The 23,764-nt window shown below is 40.5% G+C and carries 36 protein-coding genes; all 36 read left to right on the forward strand.

Annotated elements, in window-relative coordinates; translation table 11 throughout:
• The first annotated feature begins 16 nt into the window (after window positions 1–16).
• Window positions 17–3,610, forward strand: coding sequence for a DNA-directed RNA polymerase subunit beta' (rpoC, locus tag M3225_RS26320; protein WP_251399890.1), 3,594 nt, complete (start codon window positions 17–19; stop codon window positions 3,608–3,610).
• A 131-nt stretch (window positions 3,611–3,741) separates the two neighbouring features.
• Window positions 3,742–3,990 carry a 50S ribosomal protein L7ae-like protein gene (locus M3225_RS26325; protein WP_013054921.1) on the forward strand — a complete coding sequence of 83 codons (249 nt, stop codon included), beginning with the start codon at window positions 3,742–3,744 and terminating at the stop codon, window positions 3,988–3,990.
• 99 nt (window positions 3,991–4,089) lie between these two features.
• Window positions 4,090–4,512 (forward strand): 30S ribosomal protein S12, encoded by a 423-nt coding sequence (gene rpsL, locus M3225_RS26330; RefSeq protein ID WP_013054922.1) that lies wholly within the window; start codon window positions 4,090–4,092, stop codon window positions 4,510–4,512.
• Between the two features lie 50 nt (window positions 4,513–4,562).
• The gene (rpsG, locus tag M3225_RS26335; protein WP_013054923.1) at window positions 4,563–5,033 is read left to right on the forward strand and encodes a 30S ribosomal protein S7; all 471 of its coding nucleotides are present in this window, start codon (window positions 4,563–4,565) and stop codon (window positions 5,031–5,033) included.
• Between the two features lie 57 nt (window positions 5,034–5,090).
• Window positions 5,091–7,169 carry an elongation factor G gene (gene fusA / locus M3225_RS26340; protein WP_251399906.1) on the forward strand — a complete coding sequence of 693 codons (2,079 nt, stop codon included), beginning with the start codon at window positions 5,091–5,093 and terminating at the stop codon, window positions 7,167–7,169.
• 116 nt (window positions 7,170–7,285) lie between these two features.
• Window positions 7,286–8,476 carry an elongation factor Tu gene (tuf, locus tag M3225_RS26345; RefSeq protein WP_013054925.1) on the forward strand — a complete coding sequence of 397 codons (1,191 nt, stop codon included), beginning with the start codon at window positions 7,286–7,288 and terminating at the stop codon, window positions 8,474–8,476.
• A 314-nt stretch (window positions 8,477–8,790) separates the two neighbouring features.
• Entirely contained in the window at window positions 8,791–9,099 is a 309-nt protein-coding gene (gene rpsJ / locus M3225_RS26350; protein WP_013054926.1) for a 30S ribosomal protein S10, read from the forward strand.
• A 41-nt stretch (window positions 9,100–9,140) separates the two neighbouring features.
• Window positions 9,141–9,770, forward strand: coding sequence for a 50S ribosomal protein L3 (gene rplC / locus M3225_RS26355; RefSeq protein WP_013054927.1), 630 nt, complete (start codon window positions 9,141–9,143; stop codon window positions 9,768–9,770).
• A gap of 28 nt (window positions 9,771–9,798) precedes the next feature.
• Entirely contained in the window at window positions 9,799–10,422 is a 624-nt protein-coding gene (rplD, locus tag M3225_RS26360) for a 50S ribosomal protein L4 (RefSeq protein WP_013054928.1), read from the forward strand.
• A complete protein-coding gene (gene rplW / locus M3225_RS26365; RefSeq protein WP_013054929.1) occupies window positions 10,422–10,709 on the forward strand; it encodes a 50S ribosomal protein L23 in 288 nt (95 codons plus the stop codon). The genes rplD and rplW overlap by 1 nt, the downstream gene beginning before the upstream one ends.
• A 27-nt stretch (window positions 10,710–10,736) precedes the next feature.
• Window positions 10,737–11,567 carry a 50S ribosomal protein L2 gene (gene rplB / locus M3225_RS26370; RefSeq protein WP_013054930.1) on the forward strand — a complete coding sequence of 277 codons (831 nt, stop codon included), beginning with the start codon at window positions 10,737–10,739 and terminating at the stop codon, window positions 11,565–11,567.
• A 57-nt stretch (window positions 11,568–11,624) separates the two neighbouring features.
• On the forward strand, window positions 11,625–11,903 hold the full coding sequence (gene rpsS, locus M3225_RS26375) for a 30S ribosomal protein S19 (RefSeq protein ID WP_013054931.1): 279 nt from the start codon (window positions 11,625–11,627) through the stop codon (window positions 11,901–11,903).
• 19 nt (window positions 11,904–11,922) lie between these two features.
• Window positions 11,923–12,264: a 50S ribosomal protein L22 gene (rplV, locus tag M3225_RS26380; RefSeq protein WP_013054932.1), complete on the forward strand. Its 342-nt coding sequence runs from the start codon at window positions 11,923–11,925 to the stop codon at window positions 12,262–12,264.
• 3 nt (window positions 12,265–12,267) lie between these two features.
• Entirely contained in the window at window positions 12,268–12,924 is a 657-nt protein-coding gene (gene rpsC, locus M3225_RS26385; RefSeq protein ID WP_013054933.1) for a 30S ribosomal protein S3, read from the forward strand.
• 2 nt (window positions 12,925–12,926) lie between these two features.
• Complete coding sequence (gene rplP / locus M3225_RS26390) at window positions 12,927–13,361, forward strand: 50S ribosomal protein L16 (protein ID WP_013054934.1); 435 nt, start codon at window positions 12,927–12,929, stop codon at window positions 13,359–13,361.
• A complete protein-coding gene (rpmC, locus tag M3225_RS26395) occupies window positions 13,351–13,551 on the forward strand; it encodes a 50S ribosomal protein L29 (protein WP_013054935.1) in 201 nt (66 codons plus the stop codon). The genes rplP and rpmC overlap by 11 nt, the downstream gene beginning before the upstream one ends.
• 25 nt (window positions 13,552–13,576) lie before the next feature.
• Window positions 13,577–13,840: a 30S ribosomal protein S17 gene (gene rpsQ / locus M3225_RS26400; protein ID WP_013054936.1), complete on the forward strand. Its 264-nt coding sequence runs from the start codon at window positions 13,577–13,579 to the stop codon at window positions 13,838–13,840.
• 51 nt (window positions 13,841–13,891) lie between these two features.
• Window positions 13,892–14,260: a 50S ribosomal protein L14 gene (gene rplN / locus M3225_RS26405; protein ID WP_013054937.1), complete on the forward strand. Its 369-nt coding sequence runs from the start codon at window positions 13,892–13,894 to the stop codon at window positions 14,258–14,260.
• Window positions 14,261–14,309: 49 nt separating this feature from the next.
• A complete protein-coding gene (gene rplX / locus M3225_RS26410; protein ID WP_013054938.1) occupies window positions 14,310–14,621 on the forward strand; it encodes a 50S ribosomal protein L24 in 312 nt (103 codons plus the stop codon).
• 31 nt (window positions 14,622–14,652) lie between these two features.
• On the forward strand, window positions 14,653–15,192 hold the full coding sequence (gene rplE, locus M3225_RS26415) for a 50S ribosomal protein L5 (RefSeq protein ID WP_251399908.1): 540 nt from the start codon (window positions 14,653–14,655) through the stop codon (window positions 15,190–15,192).
• Between the two features lie 33 nt (window positions 15,193–15,225).
• The gene (locus tag M3225_RS26420) at window positions 15,226–15,411 is read left to right on the forward strand and encodes a type Z 30S ribosomal protein S14 (RefSeq protein WP_013054940.1); all 186 of its coding nucleotides are present in this window, start codon (window positions 15,226–15,228) and stop codon (window positions 15,409–15,411) included.
• Between the two features lie 30 nt (window positions 15,412–15,441).
• Window positions 15,442–15,840, forward strand: coding sequence for a 30S ribosomal protein S8 (rpsH, locus tag M3225_RS26425; RefSeq protein WP_013054941.1), 399 nt, complete (start codon window positions 15,442–15,444; stop codon window positions 15,838–15,840).
• 30 nt (window positions 15,841–15,870) lie between these two features.
• The gene (gene rplF / locus M3225_RS26430) at window positions 15,871–16,410 is read left to right on the forward strand and encodes a 50S ribosomal protein L6 (protein WP_251399910.1); all 540 of its coding nucleotides are present in this window, start codon (window positions 15,871–15,873) and stop codon (window positions 16,408–16,410) included.
• Window positions 16,411–16,442: 32 nt separating this feature from the next.
• Complete coding sequence (gene rplR / locus M3225_RS26435; RefSeq protein WP_013054943.1) at window positions 16,443–16,805, forward strand: 50S ribosomal protein L18; 363 nt, start codon at window positions 16,443–16,445, stop codon at window positions 16,803–16,805.
• A gap of 20 nt (window positions 16,806–16,825) precedes the next feature.
• Window positions 16,826–17,326, forward strand: a complete 501-nt coding sequence (rpsE, locus tag M3225_RS26440) for a 30S ribosomal protein S5 (protein WP_116077804.1) — start codon at window positions 16,826–16,828, stop codon at window positions 17,324–17,326.
• Window positions 17,327–17,340: 14 nt separating this feature from the next.
• On the forward strand, window positions 17,341–17,523 hold the full coding sequence (gene rpmD / locus M3225_RS26445; protein WP_013054945.1) for a 50S ribosomal protein L30: 183 nt from the start codon (window positions 17,341–17,343) through the stop codon (window positions 17,521–17,523).
• A gap of 33 nt (window positions 17,524–17,556) precedes the next feature.
• On the forward strand, window positions 17,557–17,997 hold the full coding sequence (gene rplO, locus M3225_RS26450; protein ID WP_013054946.1) for a 50S ribosomal protein L15: 441 nt from the start codon (window positions 17,557–17,559) through the stop codon (window positions 17,995–17,997).
• On the forward strand, window positions 17,997–19,289 hold the full coding sequence (gene secY, locus M3225_RS26455) for a preprotein translocase subunit SecY (protein WP_013054947.1): 1,293 nt from the start codon (window positions 17,997–17,999) through the stop codon (window positions 19,287–19,289). Before rplO ends, secY begins: the two co-directional genes overlap by 1 nt.
• A 66-nt stretch (window positions 19,290–19,355) precedes the next feature.
• Window positions 19,356–20,009, forward strand: coding sequence for an adenylate kinase (locus M3225_RS26460; protein WP_013054948.1), 654 nt, complete (start codon window positions 19,356–19,358; stop codon window positions 20,007–20,009).
• Window positions 20,006–20,752, forward strand: coding sequence for a type I methionyl aminopeptidase (gene map / locus M3225_RS26465; RefSeq protein ID WP_251399912.1), 747 nt, complete (start codon window positions 20,006–20,008; stop codon window positions 20,750–20,752). Before M3225_RS26460 ends, map begins: the two co-directional genes overlap by 4 nt.
• Before the next feature lie 235 nt (window positions 20,753–20,987).
• The gene (infA, locus tag M3225_RS26470; RefSeq protein ID WP_010285101.1) at window positions 20,988–21,206 is read left to right on the forward strand and encodes a translation initiation factor IF-1; all 219 of its coding nucleotides are present in this window, start codon (window positions 20,988–20,990) and stop codon (window positions 21,204–21,206) included.
• Between the two features lie 37 nt (window positions 21,207–21,243).
• Complete coding sequence (gene rpmJ / locus M3225_RS26475) at window positions 21,244–21,357, forward strand: 50S ribosomal protein L36 (protein WP_003156543.1); 114 nt, start codon at window positions 21,244–21,246, stop codon at window positions 21,355–21,357.
• Window positions 21,358–21,381: 24 nt separating this feature from the next.
• Window positions 21,382–21,747, forward strand: a complete 366-nt coding sequence (gene rpsM, locus M3225_RS26480; RefSeq protein WP_013054950.1) for a 30S ribosomal protein S13 — start codon at window positions 21,382–21,384, stop codon at window positions 21,745–21,747.
• A 23-nt stretch (window positions 21,748–21,770) separates the two neighbouring features.
• Window positions 21,771–22,160, forward strand: a complete 390-nt coding sequence (gene rpsK, locus M3225_RS26485; protein WP_013054951.1) for a 30S ribosomal protein S11 — start codon at window positions 21,771–21,773, stop codon at window positions 22,158–22,160.
• Between the two features lie 180 nt (window positions 22,161–22,340).
• Window positions 22,341–23,285: a DNA-directed RNA polymerase subunit alpha gene (locus M3225_RS26490; RefSeq protein ID WP_013054952.1), complete on the forward strand. Its 945-nt coding sequence runs from the start codon at window positions 22,341–22,343 to the stop codon at window positions 23,283–23,285.
• Between the two features lie 44 nt (window positions 23,286–23,329).
• Entirely contained in the window at window positions 23,330–23,692 is a 363-nt protein-coding gene (gene rplQ / locus M3225_RS26495) for a 50S ribosomal protein L17 (RefSeq protein WP_013054953.1), read from the forward strand.
• The last annotated feature ends 72 nt before the right edge of the window (window positions 23,693–23,764 follow it).

Raw genomic sequence — 23,764 nt, forward strand, 5'->3', positions numbered from 1 at the left:
AAGGGAGGTAGGCTCCTTGCTAGATGTAAATAACTTTGAGTATATGAAAATCGGTCTAGCTTCGCCAGATAAAATTCGTTCTTGGTCGTACGGTGAGGTAAAAAAACCTGAAACGATCAACTATCGTACGTTAAAACCTGAAAAAGATGGCTTATTCTGTGAGCGTATTTTTGGTCCACAAAAGGACTGGGAATGTCACTGCGGAAAATATAAGCGCGTTCGTTATAAAGGTGTTGTATGTGATCGTTGTGGCGTAGAAGTTACGCGCGCAAAAGTTCGTCGTGAACGCATGGGTCACATCGAACTAGCTGCACCTGTTTCACATATTTGGTACTTCAAAGGTATTCCTAGCCGCATGGGACTTGTCTTAGACATGTCCCCTCGTGCGCTAGAGGAAATCATTTATTTTGCTTCTTATGTGGTAACAGATGCTGGTGATACACCACTTGAAAAGAAACAGCTTTTATCAGAGAAAGAATACCGTGCGTATCGTGAGAAGTACGGACAAACTTTCCATGCAGCAATGGGTGCTGAAGCTGTTAAGAAATTATTGCATGACATTGATCTTGATAAAGAAGTAGATTCTTTGAAAGAAGAATTGAAAACTGCTCAAGGTCAACGTCGTACACGTGCTATTAAACGTTTAGAAGTACTAGAGGCTTTCCGTCATTCTGGTAACGAACCTTCTTGGATGATTTTAGACGTTCTACCGGTTATTCCGCCAGAACTTCGTCCAATGGTTCAATTAGATGGTGGACGTTTTGCTACGTCTGATTTAAATGATTTATATCGCCGTGTAATTAACCGTAACAACCGCTTAAAGCGTTTATTAGATCTTGGAGCTCCTAGCATTATCGTTCAAAACGAAAAGCGTATGCTTCAAGAAGCTGTAGATGCATTAATCGATAATGGTCGTCGTGGCCGTCCGGTAACAGGACCAGGTAACCGTCCATTAAAATCTCTTTCTCACATGTTAAAAGGTAAGCAAGGTCGCTTCCGTCAAAACTTATTAGGTAAACGTGTTGACTACTCTGGCCGTTCGGTAATCGTTGTAGGTCCGAACTTAAAGATGTATCAATGTGGTCTTCCAAAAGAAATGGCGTTAGAGCTTTTCAAACCTTTCGTAATGAAAGAGCTTGTTGAACGCGGTTTAGCTCATAACATCAAGAGTGCAAAACGTAAAATTGAACGCGTGCAACCTGAAGTATGGGACGTATTAGAATCGGTTATTAAAGAGCATCCAGTTCTTTTAAACCGTGCACCAACGCTACACAGACTAGGTATTCAAGCATTTGAACCTACGCTTGTAGAAGGTCGCGCTATCCGTCTTCACCCGCTTGTATGTACAGCATATAACGCTGACTTTGACGGTGACCAAATGGCGGTTCACGTTCCATTATCTGCAGAAGCACAAGCAGAAGCACGTATCTTAATGCTTGCTGCTCAAAATATCTTGAACCCTAAAGATGGTAAACCAGTTGTTACACCCTCACAGGATATGGTATTAGGTAACTACTACTTAACGCTTGAGCGTGAAGATGCAGTTGGGGAAGGTATGGTGTTCAAAGATACGAATGAAGCACTATTAGCGTATCAAAACGGTTATGTGCATCTTCATACACGTGTAGCTGTGTATGCAGGTTCTTTAAACAACGAAACGTTTACAGAAGCACAAAATCAACAATTGCTTGTTACAACGGTTGGTAAATTAGTTTTCAACGAAATTTTACCAAAATCGTTCCCGTACATTAACGAACCAACAAGAGAAAACTTAGAAGTGAAAACTCCTGAGAAGTATTTTGTTGAAAAAGGTGCAGATGTGAAGGAATTCATCAAGAATCAACCGGCTATCGCACCGTTCAAGAAAAAAATCTTAGGTAATATCATCGCTGAAGTATTTAAACGTTTCAAAATTACTGAGACATCTAAAATGCTTGACCGCATGAAAGACCTAGGTTTCAAATATTCTACTAAAGCCGGTATTACAGTTGGTGTAGCTGATATCGTTGTTTTACGAGAAAAAGAAGTTATCTTAACAGAAGCGCAAGCTAAAGTAGATAACGTACTAAAACAATTCCGTCGCGGTTTAATTACTGAAGATGAGCGTTATGACCGTGTTATCTCTGTATGGAGTAGCGCGAAAGACGTTATCCAAGGTAAATTAATGGCGTCATTAGACAAACGAAACCCAATCTTCATGATGAGTGACTCTGGTGCCCGTGGTAACGCATCTAACTTCACTCAGCTTGCAGGTATGCGTGGACTAATGGCCAACCCGTCTGGTCGTATCATTGAGTTACCAATCAAATCTAGTTTCCGTGAAGGTTTAACAGTATTAGAGTACTTTATCTCTACCCATGGTGCACGTAAAGGTCTTGCCGATACGGCTCTTAAAACAGCTGACTCTGGTTACCTTACTCGTCGTCTGGTTGATGTGGCACAAGACGTTATCGTACGTGATGACGACTGTGGTACAGATCGCGGTATTCTGGCTGTTGCAATCAAAGAAGGAACAGAAGAAATTGAGAAACTTGATGAGCGTCTAATTGGACGTTATGCAAGAAAAACAGTACTTCACCCAGGAACAAACGAAGTGTTAGTGAAAGAAAACGAACTAATTACAGAAGACCTAGCTGAAACAATTGTGGATGCTGGTGTTGAAGAAGTATGGATTCGTTCTGCATTCACTTGTAACACTCGCCACGGTGTATGTAAAAAATGTTACGGTCGTAACCTTGCAACTGGTTCAGAAGTTGAAGTGGGTGAAGCAGTTGGTATCATCGCTGCTCAATCTATCGGTGAGCCAGGTACACAGTTAACGATGCGTACATTCCATACAGGTGGGGTTGCTGGAGACGATATCACTCAAGGTTTACCGCGTATCCAAGAGATCTTCGAAGCGCGTAACCCTAAAGGTCAAGCTGTTATTTCTGAAATTGAAGGTACAATTGCCGGCATTTCTGAAGGACGCGATCGTCAACATGAAATTACTGTTCAAGGAGAGATTGAAACTCGTTCTTACACAGCTCCGTACAGTGCACGTCTGAAAGTTATTGAAGGACAGCGCATTGCACGTGGTCAAGAATTAACAGAAGGTTCAATTGACCCTAAAGAATTACTAAAAGTAAAAGACATCACAGCTGTACAAGAGTACTTGCTTCGTGAGGTGCAAAAAGTATACCGTATGCAAGGGGTAGAAATTGGAGATAAACACGTAGAGGTAATGGTTCGCCAAATGCTTCGTAAAGTGCGCGTAATGGATTCAGGAGATACAGATGTATTACCAGGTTCATTACTTGATATTCACCAATTCACTGATGCAAATGAAAAAGTATTACTTGAAGGCAATCGTCCAGCGACAGGCCGTCCTGTATTACTTGGTATTACAAAAGCATCTCTTGAAACTGATTCCTTCTTATCTGCTGCATCATTCCAAGAAACAACTCGTGTTCTTACGGATGCTGCAATCAAAGGAAAACGTGATGAGTTGCTTGGGCTTAAAGAGAATGTTATCATTGGTAAGCTAGTTCCGGCTGGTACAGGTATGACGAGATATCGTAATGCTGAACCGATCAAAAACCAAGCTGAAGAAACGGTAACAATCGACTAATTATAAAATCATTACTCTAGAATGGATGTTTTTTTAAAAAACTACAAAACGTTAGTTGACATCCATTCTAGGGAATGATACTATATCAAAGGTGCTCCTATAAACTACCTGTTACTTTGGAGGATATGATAATGTCTTATGAAAAAGTATTACAGGCTGATCATATTATTGTAGGAACAAAGCAGACGGTGAAAGCATTAAAAAAAGGTACAGTAAAGGAAGTCATCATTGCTGAAGACGCTGATTTTTATGTCACATCCATTGTGGCAAAAACGGCACAGCAAGAAAACGTTCCGTATACGTATGTCCCTTCTATGCGAAAGCTTGGTCAAGCTTGTAGGATAGAAGTTAACGCTGCAACTGTTGCAATTATTAGTTAACACGTTTTTGAACTTTTAGTTTCAAAGACTTTGTTTTTTGCTAAAAAATGAACCACCTGGATGTGTGGTCTTACAAAAGGCGAAAGGAGGAAAATTTAAATGCCTACTATTAACCAATTAATCCGTAATGGTCGTGTGAGTAAAGGTAAAAAATCTGACTCACCTGCTTTAAACAGAGGTTACAACAGCTTCAAAAAAGCTCAAACTAACCAATCTTCTCCACAAAAACGTGGTGTATGTACACGTGTGGGTACTATGACACCGAAGAAACCGAACTCGGCTCTTCGTAAATATGCTCGTGTACGTTTAACAAACGGTATCGAGGTAACAGCTTATATCCCAGGTATTGGTCACAACTTACAAGAACACAGCGTGGTACTTATCCGCGGTGGACGTGTAAAAGATTTACCAGGGGTACGTTACCATATCGTACGTGGTGCACTTGATACTGCTGGTGTGGATGGCCGTATGCAAGGTCGTTCTAAATATGGTACTAAGCGACCAAAAGCAGCTAAAAAATAATAGCTTAACAATTAATAGATAAACTTTTAAAAGTGAAAGGAGGAAGTAGAATGCCACGTAAGGGACCTGTTGCAAAAAGAGACGTATTACCAGATCCGATTTACAATTCTAAGCTTGTATCTCGCTTAATCAACAAAATGATGCTTGATGGAAAGCGCGGTAAGTCACAAGCTATTCTTTATAGAGCATTCGATTTAGTACAAGAGCGCAGTGGTAAAGAAGCTATGGAAGTATTCGACCAAGCTCTTAAAAACATCATGCCTGTACTAGAAGTTAGAGCACGCCGTGTAGGGGGTTCTAACTACCAAGTTCCTGTAGAAGTACGCCCAGAGCGTCGTACTACTTTAGGTCTTCGTTGGTTAGTAAACTATGCTCGTCTTCGTGGAGAAAAAACGATGGAAGAGCGTTTAGCTAACGAAATCCTTGATGCAGCTAACAACACTGGTGCTGCAGTTAAGAAACGTGAAGATACTCACAAAATGGCAGAAGCTAACAAAGCGTTTGCTCATTACCGTTGGTAATCTTTTAACGAAACTTATTAAAAAACAAATTACAATATGGAAGGAGAAATACCTAAGATGGCAAGAGAGTTCTCCTTAGAAAACACTCGTAATATTGGGATCATGGCTCACATTGATGCTGGTAAAACAACAACAACTGAGCGTGTTCTTTATTATACTGGCCGTATCCATAAAATTGGTGAAACTCATGAAGGAGCTTCACAAATGGACTGGATGGAGCAAGAGCAAGAACGTGGTATCACTATCACGTCTGCTGCGACAACTGCTTCTTGGAAAGGTCACCGCGTTAACATCATCGATACTCCTGGACACGTAGACTTCACTGTTGAAGTTGAGCGTTCATTACGTGTACTTGATGGCGCTGTGGCAGTTCTTGATGCTCAATCTGGTGTTGAGCCTCAAACAGAAACAGTATGGCGTCAAGCGACTACGTACGGTGTTCCCCGTGTCGTATTCGTTAACAAAATGGACAAAATTGGTGCTGACTTCTTGTACTCTGTAAAAACGATCCACGATCGTTTAGGTGCAAATGCTCACCCAATTCAGTTGCCAATCGGTGCTGAAGATGAGTTCGAAGCAATCATTGACCTAGTGGAAATGAAAGCATACTTCTACGAAGATGACTTAGGTACTCGTTCAGAAGCTCGTGAAATTCCTGAGGAATATAAAGAGCAAGCTGAAGAATACCGTGCAAGCTTAGTAGAAGCTGTTGCAGAACTTGACGAAGAATTAATGATGAAGTACTTAGACGAAGGCGAGCTTACAGTTGAAGAACTAAAAGCTGGTATCCGTAAAGGTACTTGTGACGTTGAATTCTACCCAGTTATCTGTGGTTCAGCATTCAAAAACAAAGGTGTACAATTAATGCTAGATGCAGTAATTGATTACCTACCATCTCCAGTTGATGTACCAGCAATCCAAGGTATCGTACCTGACACAGAAGAAGAAGTTATGCGTGAGTCTAGCGACAACGCTCCTTTCTCAGCATTAGCGTTCAAAGTTATGACGGACCCTTATGTTGGTAAGTTAACGTTCTTCCGTGTGTACTCTGGTGTACTAAGCTCTGGTTCATACATCAAAAACTCTACAAAAGGTAAGCGTGAGCGTGTAGGTCGTATCCTACAAATGCATGCTAACTCTCGTGAAGAGATTTCTGAAGTATACGCTGGAGATATCGCGGCAGCTGTAGGATTAAAAGATACTTCTACTGGTGATACTCTATGTGACGAAAAGAGTCTTGTAATTCTTGAGTCTATGGAATTCCCAGAGCCAGTTATCTCTTTATCTGTTGAGCCAAAATCAAAAGCTGACCAAGATAAAATGACTACAGCTCTTCAAAAGTTACAAGAAGAAGATCCAACTTTCCGTGCGGAAACTAATACAGAGACTGGTCAAATCATCATCTCTGGTATGGGTGAGCTTCACCTTGATATCATCGTTGACCGTATGCGTCGCGAATTCAAAGTAGAAGCAAACGTTGGTGCTCCTCAAGTAGCTTACCGTGAAACTTTCCGCGCTGGTGCGAAAGTTGAAGGTAAGTTCGCTCGTCAATCTGGTGGTCGTGGACAATTCGGTCACGTTTGGATTGAGTTCGAACCTAACGAAGAAGGAAAAGGCTTTGAATTTGAGAACAAAATCGTTGGTGGTGTAGTTCCACGTGAATACATCCCTGCAGTTCAAGCTGGTCTTGAAGATGCATTACAAAACGGTGTTCTTGCTGGTTATCCATTAATCGATATCAAAGCTGCTTTAGTTGATGGATCTTACCATGACGTTGACTCAAGTGAGATGGCGTTTAAAATTGCCGCTTCTATGGCTCTTAAAAACGCAGTATCAAAATGTAACCCAGCTATCCTTGAACCAATGATGAAGGTAGAAGTTGTTATCCCTGACGAATACTTAGGAGATATCATGGGTGACATTACGTCTCGTCGTGGACGTGTAGAAGGTATGGAAGCACGCGGTAACGCTCAAGTTGTACGTGCATTCGTTCCACTTTCTGAAATGTTTGGTTATGCAACTGCATTACGTTCAAACACTCAAGGTCGCGGAACATATTCTATGCACTTCGATCACTACGAAGAAGTTCCTAAATCAATTTCAGAAGAAATTATTAAAAAAAATAAAGGTGAATAATTGATTTTCACTCTTTATTAAAGTATAACTACTTATGTACGCTGTGAAAGTGGAGCTCATTCCCTTTCACGGCCTCATAAAACATAAACTACATGAATTTTAAGGAGGATTTTCGAATGGCTAAGGAAAAATTCGACCGTTCAAAAACACATGCCAATATCGGTACAATTGGTCACGTTGACCATGGTAAAACAACTTTAACAGCTGCTATCACTACTGTTCTTGCTAAGAAAAGTGGTAAAGGTGCAGCAATGGCTTACGACATGATCGACGCTGCTCCAGAAGAGCGCGAGCGTGGAATCACAATCTCAACTGCACACGTTGAGTATGAAACTGACACTCGTCACTATGCACACGTTGACTGCCCAGGACATGCTGACTACGTTAAAAACATGATCACTGGTGCTGCTCAAATGGATGGCGGTATCTTAGTAGTATCTGCTGCTGATGGTCCAATGCCACAAACTCGTGAGCACATCCTTCTTTCTCGTCAAGTAGGTGTACCTTACCTAGTTGTATTCTTAAACAAATGTGACATGGTAGACGACGAAGAGCTACTTGAATTAGTAGAAATGGAAGTACGTGACCTTCTTTCTGAATACGACTTCCCTGGTGACGATGTACCAGTAATCAAAGGTTCTGCTCTTAAAGCTCTTGAAGGCGACGCTGATTGGGAAGCTAAAATCATCGAGCTTATGGACGCTGTTGATGAGTACATCCCAACTCCAGAACGTGACACTGAAAAACCATTCATGATGCCAGTTGAGGACGTATTCTCAATCACTGGTCGTGGTACAGTTGCTACAGGTCGTGTAGAGCGTGGACAAGTTAAAGTTGGTGACGTTATCGACATCATCGGTTTAACTGAAGAGCCAAAATCTACTACTGTAACAGGTGTAGAAATGTTCCGTAAGCTTCTTGATTATGCTGAAGCTGGCGACAACATCGGTGCTTTACTTCGTGGTGTAGCACGTGAAGAAATCCAACGTGGACAAGTATTAGCTAAACCAGGCTCAATCACTCCACATACTAAATTTACTGCTGAAGTATACGTTCTTTCTAAAGACGAAGGTGGACGTCACACTCCATTCTTCACAAACTACCGTCCACAGTTCTACTTCCGTACAACTGATGTAACTGGTATTTGTAACTTACCTGAAGGCGTAGAAATGGTAATGCCTGGCGACAACATCGAAATGACTGTTGAACTTATCGCTCCAATCGCGATTGAAGAAGGTACTAAATTCTCAATCCGTGAAGGTGGACGTACAGTAGGCGCTGGCGTTGTAGCTAAAATCAGCGAGTAATTTCTCGTTTCAGTAAAAGGAGTAGGGTAACCTACTCCTTTTTCATTTGGCGATAAAAGGTAAAGATAGTTTTTACTATTACACTTGCAAAATGATCTCCTTTTATATATAATGAAAAAAGTGTGCGACACATAAAAAGTTTTTTAATTTTATTGTTGCAATATGAACCCATTTTTAGTATAATAAAAATGTTGGTCTTTGACTGCGATGATGCGGAAGGTTGCCGACACACCCGGCCGCTTTGCCATGGCGAGTGTGGGGAAATTTCCGCGGAGAATGTCTATTGTAAAATAGGCGAAAAAGGAGGGAAAATAATGGCAAAAGAAAAAATTCGCATTCGTTTAAAAGCATATGATCACAGAATTCTTGATCAATCTGCTGAGAAAATCGTAGAAACTGCAAAACGTTCTGGTGCGGCTGTATCTGGTCCGATTCCATTACCGACTGAAAAATCAATTTATACAATTCTACGTGCAGTACACAAATATAAAGATTCTCGTGAGCAGTTCGAAATGCGCACGCATAAACGCTTAATTGATATCGTGAATCCAACACCACAAACTGTTGATTCATTAATGCGTTTAGACTTACCATCTGGTGTAGATATCGAAATTAAACTTTAATTTAAAATAAAGAATGAAAAGATACTTAGGAGGTGTGACTAATGGCCAAAGGAATCTTAGGAAGAAAGATCGGTATGACTCAAGTATTTGCTGAAAATGGTGACTTGATCCCAGTAACAGTAATTGAAGCTTCTGCTAACGTAGTTCTTCAAGTTAAAAACGCTGAGACAGACGGTTACGAAGCAATCCAATTAGGTTTCGAAGATATCCGTGAAAAACTATCTAACAAACCTGCAAAAGGACATGCTACTAAAGCTAATACTGCTCCTAAGCGCTTCATCCGTGAGTTACGCGGTGTGGACGCTTCAGCATATGAAGTTGGTCAAGAAGTCAAGGTTGATATTTTCGCAGAAGGCGATGTAATTGATGTAACAGGAATCTCAAAAGGTAAAGGTTTCCAAGGTGCTATTAAACGCCACGGACAATCTCGCGGACCTATGTCTCATGGTTCTCGCTACCACCGTCGCCCAGGTTCAATGGGTCCTGTAGCTCCAAACCGCGTATTCAAAGGTAAATTATTACCAGGACGCATGGGTGGAGAGCGCATCACTGTGCAAAACTTATCAATCGTTAAAGTTGACGCAGAACGCAATCTTTTATTAGTAAAAGGTAACGTGCCAGGAGCTAGAAAATCTCTAGTTACTGTTAAATCTGCAGTTAAATCTAAATAATAATTCTTCGAGAAAGGAGGAATAACCAATGCCAAAAGTAGCATTGTTTAACCAAAACGGTGAAAACGTTGGAGAAATCGAACTTCAAGATGCCGTTTTCGGTATCGAACCAAACAACAAAGTACTTTTCGACGCGATCGTAATGCAACGCGCATCTCAACGTCAAGGTACTTCTAAAGTTAAAAATCGTTCTGAAGTAAGAGGCGGTGGCCGTAAGCCATGGCGTCAAAAAGGTACTGGTCGTGCTCGTCAAGGATCTATCCGTTCTCCACAATGGCGTGGTGGTGGCGTAGTATTTGGTCCAGTTCCAAGAAGCTATAGCTACAAATTACCTAAAAAAGTTCGTCGTTTAGCAATTAAGTCTGCATTATCAACTAAAGTTCAAGATAACAGCATCGTTGTTCTTGAGGCTCTTTCTTTTGATGCTCCAAAAACAAAAGAAATGGTAGCAGTTCTTAAAAACCTAACAGTAGAACGCAAAGCATTAGTAGTAACTGCTGATCTTAACGAAAACGTTGCACTTTCAGCACGTAATATTCCTGGTGTAACAGTTGTTGCAGCTAACGGTTTAAGCGTATTAGACGTTATGAACCATGACAAGCTTGTAATCACTAAAGACGCAGTTGAAAAAGTAGAGGAGGTGCTTGCATAATGAAAGATCCTCGTGATATTATTAAGCGCCCCGTAATTACAGAACGTTCAACAGACTTAATGGCTGAGAAAAAATATACGTTTGATGTTGATGTAAGAGCTAATAAAACTGAGGTTAAAGATGCTATCGAAAAAATCTTTGACGTAAAAGTTGAAAAAGTAAACATCATGAACTACAAAGGTAAATTCAAGCGTGTAGGTCGCTACAGTGGTCTTACTAACCGTCGTCGTAAAGCGGTAGTAACACTAACTCAAGAGAGCAACGAAATCGAATTCTTCGAAGCTTAAGATTACTAGAGAAGGAGGGAAATTGAGATGGCGATTAAAAAGTATAAACCAACCTCAAATGGTCGTCGTGGCATGTCAGTTTCTGATTTCGCTGAAATTACTACTGACAAACCAGAAAAATCGTTACTTGCACCTGTCAAGAGAAAAGGTGGTCGTAACAACCAAGGTAAATTGACTGTTCGTCACCAAGGTGGTGGGCACAAGCGTCAATACCGTATCATCGATTTTAAACGCGATAAAGATGGAATACCTGGACGCGTTGCTACAATCGAATATGATCCAAACCGTTCAGCTAACATCGCATTAATTCATTATGCTGATGGTGAAAAACGTTACATCCTTGCTCCTAAAAACCTAAAAGTAGGTTTAGAAGTTATGTCAGGTCCTGAAGCTGACATTAAAGTAGGTAACGCACTTCCTTTAGCTAACATTCCTGTTGGTACAGTAGTACACAACATCGAATTGAAACCTGGTAAAGGTGGACAATTAGTTCGTTCTGCAGGTACATCTGCTCAAGTACTTGGTAAAGAAGGTAAATACGTATTAGTACGTTTAACTTCTGGTGAAGTACGCATGATTCTTGCGACTTGTCGTGCAACTGTAGGTCAAGTTGGTAACGAACAACACGAGTTAATCAACATCGGTAAAGCCGGTCGTTCTCGTTGGTTAGGTATCCGTCCAACTGTACGTGGTTCTGTAATGAACCCTAACGATCACCCACACGGTGGTGGTGAAGGACGTGCTCCAATCGGACGTAAGTCTCCAATGAGTCCATGGGGTAAACCAACACTTGGTTACAAAACTCGTAAGAAGAAAAACAAATCCGATAAATTTATCGTTCGTCGTCGTAAAAAATAACGGGATTGAGCTACGGTTCAAACGAACCGTAGGACAATCACGAAGGGAGGTTCATTTATGGGTCGCAGCTTAAAGAAAGGACCTTTTGTAGATGACCATTTAATCAACAAAATTGAGAAGTTAAACGAAACTGACAGCAAGCAGGTAGTAAAAACTTGGTCTCGTCGTTCAACTATCTTCCCTCAGTTCATTGGTCATACAATTGCTGTATATGACGGTCGTAAACATGTACCAGTTTATGTTACTGAAGACATGGTAGGTCACAAACTTGGTGAATTCGCACCATCTCGTACTTACAAAGGTCACGCAAGTGATGATAAGAAAACAAGACGCTAATATGAGAGGAGGCTTTTAAATGCAAGCTAAAGCTGTCGCGAGAACAGTACGTATTGCTCCTCGTAAAGTTCGTTTAGTTGTAGATTTAATTCGAGGTAAGCAAGTGGGTGAAGCGCTAGCAGTGCTACTTCACACGCCAAAGGCTGCTTCTCCAGTCGTTGAGAAAGTATTAAAATCTGCTATTGCCAATGCAGAACACAATTATGAAATGGACGCTAACAATTTAGTTATTACTGACGCTTTTGTTAACGAAGGTCCAACTTTAAAACGTTTCCGTCCACGCGCTATGGGACGTGCAAGCCAAATCAACAAGCGCACAAGCCACATCACAATCGTGGTATCAGAAAAGAAGGAGGGATAATTCATGGGTCAAAAGGTAAATCCGGTCGGTCTTCGCGTCGGTGTCATCCGTGATTGGGAATCAAGATGGTTCGCTGGCAAAGACTACGCTGACTTATTACATGAAGACTTAAAAGTACGTGAATATATCGCTAAACGTTTAAACGATGCAGCTGTTTCTAAAGTTGAAATCGAACGCGCTGCTAACCGCTTAAACGTAACGATCCACACTGCAAAACCTGGTATGGTAATTGGTAAAGGTGGTACTGAAGTAGAATCACTTCGTAAAGCTCTTAACCAATTAACAGGCAAGCGTGTACACATTAACATCCTTGAAATTAAACGAGCAGATTTAGATGCTAAACTAGTAGCTGAAAACATCGCTCGCCAACTTGAGAACCGTGTATCATTCCGTCGTGCTCAAAAGCAAGCTATCCAACGTAGTATGCGTGCTGGCGCACAAGGTATCAAAACAATGGTATCTGGTCGTTTAGGCGGAGCTGATATTGCTCGTTCTGAATATTACAGTGAAGGTACAGTTCCACTTCATACACTTCGCGCTGATATTGACTATGCTCACGCTGAAGCAGATACTACTTATGGTAAACTTGGTGTGAAAGTATGGATCTATCGTGGAGAGGTTCTTCCTACTAAAAAGAAAACTGAGGAAGGAGGAAAATAATTATGTTATTACCAAAACGCGTTAAATATCGTCGCGAACACCGCGGAAAAATGCGTGGACGCGCTAAAGGTGGTACGGAAGTACATTTCGGTGAATTCGGTTTACAAGCTACTGAAGCTTCTTGGATTACAAACCGTCAAATCGAAGCTGCTCGTATCGCAATGACTCGTTACATGAAACGTGGCGGTAAAGTATGGATTAAAATTTTCCCTTCTAAACCTTATACTGCTAAGCCTCTAGAAGTCCGAATGGGTTCTGGTAAAGGTGCTCCTGAAGGTTGGGTAGCAGTTGTTAAACCTGGAAAAGTAATGTTTGAAATTTCAGGTGTATCTGAAGAGGTTGCACGTGAAGCTTTACGTTTAGCTGCACACAAGCTACCTGTAAAATGTAAGTTTGTAAAACGTGAAGAAATTGGTGGTGATTCTAATGAAAGCTAATGAAATTCGTGACCTTACCACTGCTGAAATTGAACAAAAAGTTAAGGCTTTAAAAGAAGAGTTGTTTAACCTTCGTTTCCAATTAGCGACTGGACAATTAGAGAATACTACTCGTATTCGCGAAGTGCGCAAATCGATCGCTCGTATGAAAACTGTAGTTCGTGAAAGAGAGATTGCTGCTAATAAATAATTAAGTCTGAGAGGAGGCTTTCAGAATGAGTGAACGCAACCAACGTAAAGTTTACACTGGCCGCGTAGTTTCTGACAAAATGGATAAGACTGTTACTGTTCTTGTTGAAACTTACAAAAAGCATTCGCTTTATGGCAAGCGTGTAAAATACTCAAAGAAATTCAAAGCTCACGATGAAAACAATACAGCTCAACTAGGCGATATCGTGAAGATCATGGAAACTCGTCCGTTATCAGCTACTAAACGTTTCCGTCTAGTAGAAGTTGTAGAAAAAGCTGTTATCATCTAATAGTTAAGATAGATCGGATAAGAATGATTCATCCGAAGGGAGGTTTCGTACATGATTCAACAAGAATCTCGTTTAAAAGTTGCAGACAACTCTGGTGCACGTGAGGTACTTACTATTAAAGTACTTGGTGGTTCAGGTCGCAAGACAGCAAACATTGGTGATGTTATCGTTTGTACGGTGAAACAAGCAACACCAGGAGGCGTTGTTAAAAAAGGTGACGTTGTTAAAGCTGTTGTTGTACGTACAAAAAGTGGTGTTCGCCGTACTGACGGTTCTTACATCCGTTTCGACGAAAATGCTTGCGTAATCATCCGTGACGACAAAGGACCACGTGGTACTCGTATCTTCGGACCAGTTGCTCGTGAATTACGTGATAACAACTTCATGAAGATCGTATCATTAGCTCCAGAAGTTATCTAATTGATATATAGAACAAATACAAAATGCCTTTTAAGGAGGTGCGAATAGGATGCATGTTAAAAAGGGCGACAAAGTAGTGGTTATCTCTGGTAAAGACAAAGGTAAGCAAGGTGAAGTACTTGCAGCTTTCCCAAAGAAAGACCGTGTACTTGTTGAAGGCGTGAACGTTGTGAAAAAACACTCTAAACCTTCTCAAGTAAATCCACAAGGTGGAATCGTTAGCCAAGAGGCACCTATCCACGTATCAAACGTAATGCCGTTGGATCCTAAATCTGGTGAGCCAACTCGTGTTGGGTACCAAGTTATCGATGGCAAAAAGGTACGTGTAGCAAAAAAATCTGGTGAAACTTTAGATAAATAATTAATGAAATGTGAAGGGAGGTTTAGTTCACATGAACCGTCTTAAAGAGAAATTTACAAAAGAGATTACTCCTGCTCTAGTTAGCAAGTTTAATTATGAATCTGTAATGCAAGTGCCAAAAATCGAAAAGATCGTAATCAACATGGGTATCGGTGATGCTGTTTCTAACTCAAAAGCTTTAGATAACGCTGTTGAAGAACTAGCTGAAATCACTGGTCAAAAACCTGTTGTAACTCGTGCGAAAAAATCTATCGCTGGTTTCCGTCTTCGTGAAGGTATGCCAATCGGTGCGAAAGTTACTTTACGCGGCGAGCGTATGTACGAATTCTTCGATAAACTAGTATCAGTATCACTTCCACGTGTGCGTGATTTCCGTGGTGTATCTAAAAAAGCATTTGATGGTCGTGGAAACTACACGTTAGGTGTTAAAGAACAATTGATCTTCCCAGAGATCGATTATGATAAAGTAACTAAAGTTCGTGGTATGGATATCGTTATTGTTACAACAGCAAACACTGATGAAGAAGCTCGTGAGCTTTTAACTCAGTTCGGTATGCCGTTCCAGAAGTAATAACTGCCAACGTTAAGCAGAGGAGGCGAAAATGTGGCTAAAAAATCAATGATTGCGAAGCAAAAACGCCAGCAGAAATTCCAAGTACAGGAGTATACACGTTGCGAACGTTGTGGACGTCCACACTCAGTACTACGTAAATTCAAGCTTTGCCGTATTTGTTTCCGTGAGCTTGCTTATAAAGGTCAAATTCCTGGTGTTAAAAAAGCTAGTTGGTAAAACCCAAGTTTGGGAAGGAGGTAAATTAATATGGTAATGACTGATCCTATTGCAGATTTACTAACTCGTATCCGCAATGCGAACATGGTTCGTCATGAGAAAATTGAAGTTCCTGCTTCTAACATTAAGAAGCAAATTGCAGAAATCCTTAAGCGTGAGGGTTTCGTACGTGATGTAGAATACATCGAAGACAACAAACAAGGTATTATCCGTATCTTCTTAAAATACGGTTCAAATAACGAACGTGTAATTACAGGCTTAAAACGTATCAGTAAACCTGGTCTACGTGTTTATGCAAAAACTAACGAAGTACCACGTGTACTTAACGGTTTAGGTATCGCAATCGTTTCTACTTCTCAAGGTGTTTTAACTGACAAAGAAGCTCGTCAAAAGCAAACTGGTGGAGAAGTATTAGCGTACGTTTGGTAATAAGTTTTAAATGTGAATGGAGGTGTAACTATGTCACGTGTTGGTAAAAAGCCTTTAGAACTTCCAGCAGGTGTTACAGTTACGAACGAGAGCAACACTGTAACTGTAAAAGGACCAAAGGGTGAATTAACTCGTACATTCCACCCTGAAATCGAAATTAAAGTTGAAGACAACTTATTAGTTGTTAACCGTCCTAGCGACAATAAAGAGCACCGCGCTCTTCACGGAACTACTCGTAGCCTTTTAGGTAACATGGTTGAAGGTGTTACTAAAGGATTCGAACGTGGTTTAGAATTAGTCGGTGTAGGTTACCGTGCACAAAAATCTGGTAGCAAATTAGTATTGAGCGTTGGATACTCTCACCCAGTTGAGATTACTCCTGAAGCAGGAATCGAAATCGAAGTTCCTTCTCAAACTAAGATCGTTATTAAAGGTATTGATAAAGAACGCGTAGGTGCATTAGCTGCAAATATTCGTGACGTTCGTCCACCAGAGCCTTACAAAGGTAAAGGTATTCGTTACGAAGGCGAATATGTACGTCGTAAAGAAGGTAAAACTGCTAAGAAGTAATGCCGGTTAGGTAAAAGAAAGGAGTGCCCGAAATGATCACGAAGCTTGATAAAAACAAAGTTCGTAAAAAAAGACATGCTCGTGTTCGTGCGAAGTTATCTGGAACTGCAACTCGTCCGCGTTTAAACGTGTTCCGTTCTAATCAACATATTTACGCACAAGTTATCGACGATTTAAATTCAGTAACAATCGCAAGTGCTTCAACGTTAGATAAAGACCTGACTTTAGAAAGCACTGGTAACACTGAAGCTGCTATCAAAGTTGGCGAATTAGTCGCTAAACGCGCAGTAGAAAAAGGTGTAAACGAAGTAGTATTCGACCGTGGCGGTTATTTATATCATGGCCGTGTTAAAGCATTAGCTGACGCTGCTCGTGAAGCTGGATTACAATTCTAATTGTAAAAGGAGGGAAAATCATGCGTCGTATTGATCCAAATAAATTAGAGCTTGAAGAACGTGTTGTTACCGTTAACCGCGTAGCTAAAGTTGTGAAAGGTGGACGTCGTTTCCGCTTCGCTGCATTAGTTGTAGTTGGTGACAAAAACGGTCACGTTGGATTCGGTACTGGTAAAGCACAAGAGGTACCAGATGCAATCCGTAAAGCAATTGAAGATGCGAAGAAAAACTTAATTACTGTACCTATGGTTGGTACATCTATTCCACACGAAATCCTTGGACAATTTGGTGCAGGTCAAATTTTCTTAAAACCTGCTTCTGAAGGTACAGGAGTTATCGCTGGTGGTCCAGTTCGTGCGGTATTAGAATTGGCTGGCGTAAGTGATATTCTATCTAAATCTTTAGGTTCAAATACTCCAATCAACATGGTACGTGCAACTCTTAACGGTTTAGCTAACCTAAAACGTGCTGAAGATGTTGCAAAACTACGTGGCAAGACTGTAGAAGAACTGTTAGGATAAGGGAGGGATATAGAATGGCAAACAAACTAGCAATTACCCTTACTCGTAGCGTAATTGGTCGTCCAGAAGATCAACGTGTAACTGTTCGTACACTTGGCCTACGTAAGTTAAATCAAACTGTCGTTCAAGACGATAATCCTGCAATTCGCGGAATGATTAACAAAGTAGCTCACCTTGTTACAGTAAAAGAGCAATAAGTATAAATTGTCACTCTAAGGAGGTGCTCCGGAATGAAACTTCATGAATTGAAACCAGCTGAAGGTTCACGTAAAGTACGTAACCGTGTAGGTCGTGGTACTGGTTCAGGTAACGGAAAGACTTCAGGTAAAGGTCACAAAGGGCAAAACGCTCGCTCTGGCGGTGGCGTAAGACCTGGCTTCGAAGGTGGTCAAACTCCTTTATTCCGTCGTCTTCCAAAACGTGGGTTCACTAATATCAATCGCAAAGAATACGCGATCGTTAATTTAGAAGCTCTTAACCGTTTTGAAGATGGAACTGAAGTAACACCAGAATTATTAATCGAAACTGGTTTAGTAAGCAAAGCAAAAGCTGGCGTTAAAGTACTAGGAAACGGTACATTAAACTCTAAGCTAACTGTTAAAGCTGCTAAATTCTCTTCAACTGCTAAAGAAGCTATCGAAGCTGCTGGCGGTACAGTTGAGGTGATCTAATGTTTCAAACAATCTCCAATTTAATGCGCGTGCGTGAAATAAGACAAAAAATCTTTTTCACTTTGTTAATGTTAATTGTCTTCCGAATTGGTACATTTATTCCTGTACCAAGTGTTAATACGGATGTACTAAAATTGCAAGATGGGTTAAATGTATTCGGGGTTCTGAATACATTTGGCGGCGGCGCGTTAAAAAACTTCTCCATTCTTGCTATGGGCATTATGCCTTATATTACAGCATCCATCATCGTCCAATTATTACAGATGGATGTTGTACCTAAGTTTACAGAATGGTCAAAGCAAGGAGATGTTGGGCGCCGTAAATTAGCTCAAGTAACTCGTTATGGAACAATTGTGCTTGGATTTATCCAGGCTTTAGGTATGTCTATAGGATTCAACAATATTTCGGGCGGACAATTGATCGCTAATCCAGGAATTTCTACGTATCTTCTAATTGCTACAGTGTTAACGGCAGGTACTGCCTTCTTAATGTGGTTAGGAGAACAGATTACTGCAAAAGGCGTAGGTAATGGTATTTCTATCATTATCTTTGCTGGGATTGCAGCTGGTATTCCGACAACATTAAATCAAATTTATGCACAGCAATTTGAAGACGTTGGGGATCAATTATTCATTCGTATCGTAACGGTAGTTTTAATTGCCATCGCAGTTTTAGCTATTATTGTTGGGGTTATTTACTTCCAACAAGCGCTACGAAAAATTCCTATTCAATATGCAAAGGGTTCAGCTGGTCGTAATCCTGTTGGAGGTCAATCCACTCATTTACCGTTAAAAGTAAATGCTGCTGGGGTTATTCCTGTTATCTTTGCAGTTTCATTTATTATCACACCACCAACAATTGCATCATTTTTCGGTCCAAATGATGTAACGACGTGGATTCAGAATACATTTGACTATACTAAGCCAATTGGTATGATAGTGTATGTAGCGTTAATCATTGCTTTTTGTTACTTCTATACATTTGTTCAAGTTAACCCTGAACAAGTAGCAGAGAACTTGAAAAAGCAAGGTGGCTACATCCCGGGCATCCGTCCTGGTAAAAGCACACAAGCTTATTTAACGAAAGTGTTATATCGTCTGACATTAATCGGTTCGATATTCCTTGCGTTAATTGCTGTGTTGCCGGTTCTGTTCATCAAAATTGCAAACCTACCATCATCTGCTCAGATCGGCGGTACTAGTTTGTTAATTGTTGTCGGTGTAGCTCTTGAGACAATGAAACAGCTTGAGAGTCAATTAGTGAAACGCCATTATAAGGGATTTATTAAGTAAAGCTGTTTAGTGGGAAGCAAGCTGCTTTCCCATTAAACGGATAAGATACTGAGGGGGAAGCAAGAAATGAATTTAGTGTTAATGGGCCTTCCTGGTGCTGGGAAAGGTACTCAAGCAGAAAAAATCGTTGAGCATTACGATATCCCTCATATCTCAACAGGAGATATGTTCCGAGCTGCAATTAAAGAAGGAACGCAACTAGGTTTAAAAGCTAAATCATTTATGGACCAAGGTAACCTTGTTCCTGATGAAGTAACAATTGGAATTGTGCGCGAGCGTTTAAACAAACAAGATTGTGAAAACGGCTTTTTACTTGATGGCTTCCCAAGAACAGTAGCCCAAGCAGAAGCTCTTGAAACAATTACAAAAGAACTAAACAAGCAAATTGATTATGTGATTAATATTGATGTAGATCAAAGCATTTTAATGGAGCGTCTTACTGGACGCCGCATTTGTAAAGATTGCGGAGCTACTTACCACTTAGTATTCAATCCTCCTGCGAAAGAAGGAGTTTGTGACAAATGCGGTGGCGAGCTTTATCAACGTGCAGATGACAATGCTGAGACGGTTTCAACTAGACTTTCAGTTAATGTTAAACAATCTCAACCTCTACTTGATTTCTATCAAGAAAAAGGTTATCTACGCAATATTAATGGTAATCAAGATATTAACATTGTGTTTGAGGATGTTCGTCAATTACTTGCTGGGGTTAAGCAATGATCATTTGCAAGACACCAGAGGAAATTGAGGTCATGCGTGAAGCTGGACGAATCGTGGCTTTAACTCATCAAGAGTTAAAAAAACATATCGCTCCAGGTATTACGACTATAGAATTGGATGCAATTGCTGAAAATTTTATTCGTCAACATGATGCAATTCCGTCTTTTAAAGGGTATAATGGTTTTCGCGGCAGTGTATGTGCTTCTGTGAATGAAGAATTAGTTCATGGTATTCCGGGTGAACGCAAGCTTAATGAAGGGGATATCATCAGTTTAGACATCGGAGCTAAATTCGGTGGCTATCACGGTGATTCAGCTTGGACATATGGAGTAGGAAAGATTTCATTAGAAAATCAAGAGCTGCTTGATGTGACTCAGCAATCTCTCTACAAAGGATTAGCGGAAGCTAAGCCGGGTGAGCGTTTGTCGAATATTTCACATGCTATTCAACAGTACGCAGAATCACGTAACTTTTCGATTGTAAGAGAATATGTTGGCCATGGGGTCGGCAAAGACTTACATGAAGATCCGCAAGTACCTCATTATGGTCCACCGAATAAAGGACCGCGTCTACGTCCAGGCATGGTATTGGCGGTTGAGCCAATGGTGAATGCTGGTATGCGATATGTAAAAACATTACCTGATAACTGGACAGTTGTGACAGTAGATGGTAAAATGTGTGCGCACTTCGAACATACTATTGCAATTACTGAGACGGGATATGAAATTCTGACAGCATTGTAATGTTAAAGGATGTTATCTCTATCCATTCCTCGCTAGATGCACTGGACAGTAAACAGTAATTATCTAAATTCACGATGATCGTTTTTCGTCTGAATTGCTGTTAAAATGGTAAAGATGTATATTAGCGTCAATCATCTTGAATTTAATGATTACGATCTCCGGATGTTCAGAACAGGTTCTTTTTAAGTCGTTTAATGATAGCTTGTTACTGTTTCAAAGAAAGGAGAGCACTTTAATGGCAAAAGACGATGTAATTGAAGTTGAAGGTACAGTTGCTGAGACTTTACCTAACGCTATGTTCAAGGTAGAATTAGAAAATGGTCATACAGTACTTGCTCACGTATCAGGAAAAATTCGCATGCATTTCATTCGAATCTTACCTGGTGATAAAGTAACTGTAGAATTGTCACCATACGATTTAACTCGCGGTAGAATTACGTACCGTTTCAAATAAAACCTATGCACTCCGTACTATCAAGGAGGTATGAAACATGAAAGTCAGACCATCAGTTAAACCAATCTGCGAAAAATGTAAAGTTATCCGTAGAAAAGGTAAAGTAATGGTAATTTGTGAAAACCCTAAGCATAAACAAAAACAAGGTTAATCAATAAGGAGGTGCACTATTCATATGGCACGTATTGCTGGTGTTGATATTCCTCGTGACAAGCGTGTAGTAATTTCATTAACATACATTTTCGGTATTGGTCGTCCAACTGCTGAAAAAGTTCTAGCTGAAGCTGGAGTTTCTGAAGATACTCGCGTTCGTGACTTAACAGAAGAAGAATTAGGTAAAATTCGTGATATTTTAGATAGCTATAAAGTAGAAGGCGATCTTCGTCGTGAAGTTTCTTTAAACATCAAACGTTTAATTGAGATTGGTTCATACCGTGGTATCCGCCACCGTCGTAGTTTACCAGTTCGTGGTCAAAACAGTAAAAACAATGCTCGTACACGTAAAGGCCCACGCCGTACTGTAGCGAACAAGAAGAAATAATTAGTAAGGGAGGTCATTAACAGATGGCACGTAAAACTAATACACGTAAACGTCGCGTGAAAAAGAATATTGAAGCTGGTGTAGCTCATATTCGCTCAACGTTTAACAACACTATTGTAACAATTACAGATGTTCACGGTAATGCGATTGCTTGGTCTAGCGCAGGCGCACTTGGCTTCAGAGGTTCTCGTAAATCTACTCCATTTGCTGCGCAAATGGCTGCTGAAACTGCTGCAAAAGTTTCTATGGATAACGGAATGAAAACTCTTGAAGTTACAGTTAAAGGCCCTGGTGCTGGTCGTGAAGCAGCTATCCGTGCTCTTCAAGCTGCAGGTTTAGAAGTAACAGCTATTAAAGATGTTACTCCTGTACCTCACAACGGATGCCGCCCACCAAAACGTCGTCGTGTATAATTAATATGTATAGATTCTATTTCGTTGTCTATAATGATGATGGTGTAGAATTTATTCATGCAACGAAATGTTTTCCATTTGTTGTGCACATTCGGGAACTGTCTAATAGGGAATTTCGGTTAGGCATTTGAGAAATCAGCCGTCTAGCCGAGGTTTCGACGTTTTGAAGGAGGGTTTATATTGATAGAGATTGAAAAGCCAAAAATCGAAACGGTAGAAATCAGCGATGATAGAAAGTACGGTAAATTCGTCGTCGAACCACTTGAGCGTGGATATGGTACTACTTTGGGTAACTCCTTACGTCGTATCCTATTATCCTCACTCCCTGGTGCAGCTGTAACATCTATTCAAATTGAAGGTGTATTACATGAATTTTCAACAGTTCCTGGAGTTGTTGAAGATGTAACAAACATCATTTTAAACGTTAAAAAGTTAGCGTTAAAGATTTACTCTGATGAAGAGAAAACACTTGAGATCGATGTTAAAGGTCCTGGTACAGTAACGGCTGCTGACATTCAAGCAGACAGCGATATCGAAGTTCTAAATCCGGATCTTCATATTGCAACACTTGAGTCAGATGCTCATTTCCGTATGAGACTTACTGCTCGCACAGGTCGAGGTTATAATCCTGCCGATGCTAACAAGCGTGAAGACCAACCAATTGGTGTACTTCCAATTGACTCAATCTATACGCCTGTTACTCGCGTATCGTATTATGTAGAGAATACTCGTGTTGGTCAAATGACAAATTACGATAAGTTAACGTTGGATGTTTGGACTGACGGTAGCATCGAGCCAGAAAAAGCTGTTGCTTTAGGTGCAAAGATTCTAACTGAACACTTAAATATCTTCGTTAACTTAACAGATGAAGCTCAAAAAGCAGAGATCATGGTAGAAAAAGAAGAAGACCAGAAAGAAAAAGTTCTAGAGATGACGATCGAGGAACTGGATTTATCTGTTCGTTCTTACAACTGCTTAAAACGAGCAGGCATCAATACTGTACAAGAGCTTGCTAATAAAACAGAAGAAGATATGATGAAAGTTCGTAACTTAGGCCGTAAATCTTTAGAAGAAGTTAAAGCTAAACTTGAAGAATTAGGTTTGGGTCTACGTAAGGACGACTGATTATATCTACCTGTTTAACTACTTAACAAAGGAGGGGACCTCACATGTCTTACCGTAAATTAGGTCGTACAAGCGCACAACGCAAGGCGCTTCTTCGTGATTTAACAACTGATTTAATCATCAGCGAACGCATTGAGACAACTGAAGCTCGTGCAAAAGAATTACGTTCAACTGTTGAAAAAATGATTACTTTAGGTAAACGTGGAGATCTACACGCTCGTCGTCAAGCTGCATCTTACATCCGTAATGAAGTAGCTAACGAAGAAGCTGGTCAAAGCGCTTTACAAAAACTATTCAGCGATATCGCTACTCGCTACGAAGATCGCCAAGGCGGTTACACTCGTATCTTAAAAGTTGGACCTCGCCGTGGTGACGGTGCTCCAATGGTTATCATTGAATTAGTTTAATATTTTTAATACAGATAGAAAAGGGCGAGACAGTGTGTAACTAGTCGTTGCCCTTTTTTTATACCTTAAACC

Origin of the sequence: Priestia aryabhattai (genome assembly GCF_023715685.1) — a bacterium.
Taxonomy (GTDB): domain Bacteria; phylum Bacillota; class Bacilli; order Bacillales; family Bacillaceae_H; genus Priestia; species Priestia aryabhattai_B.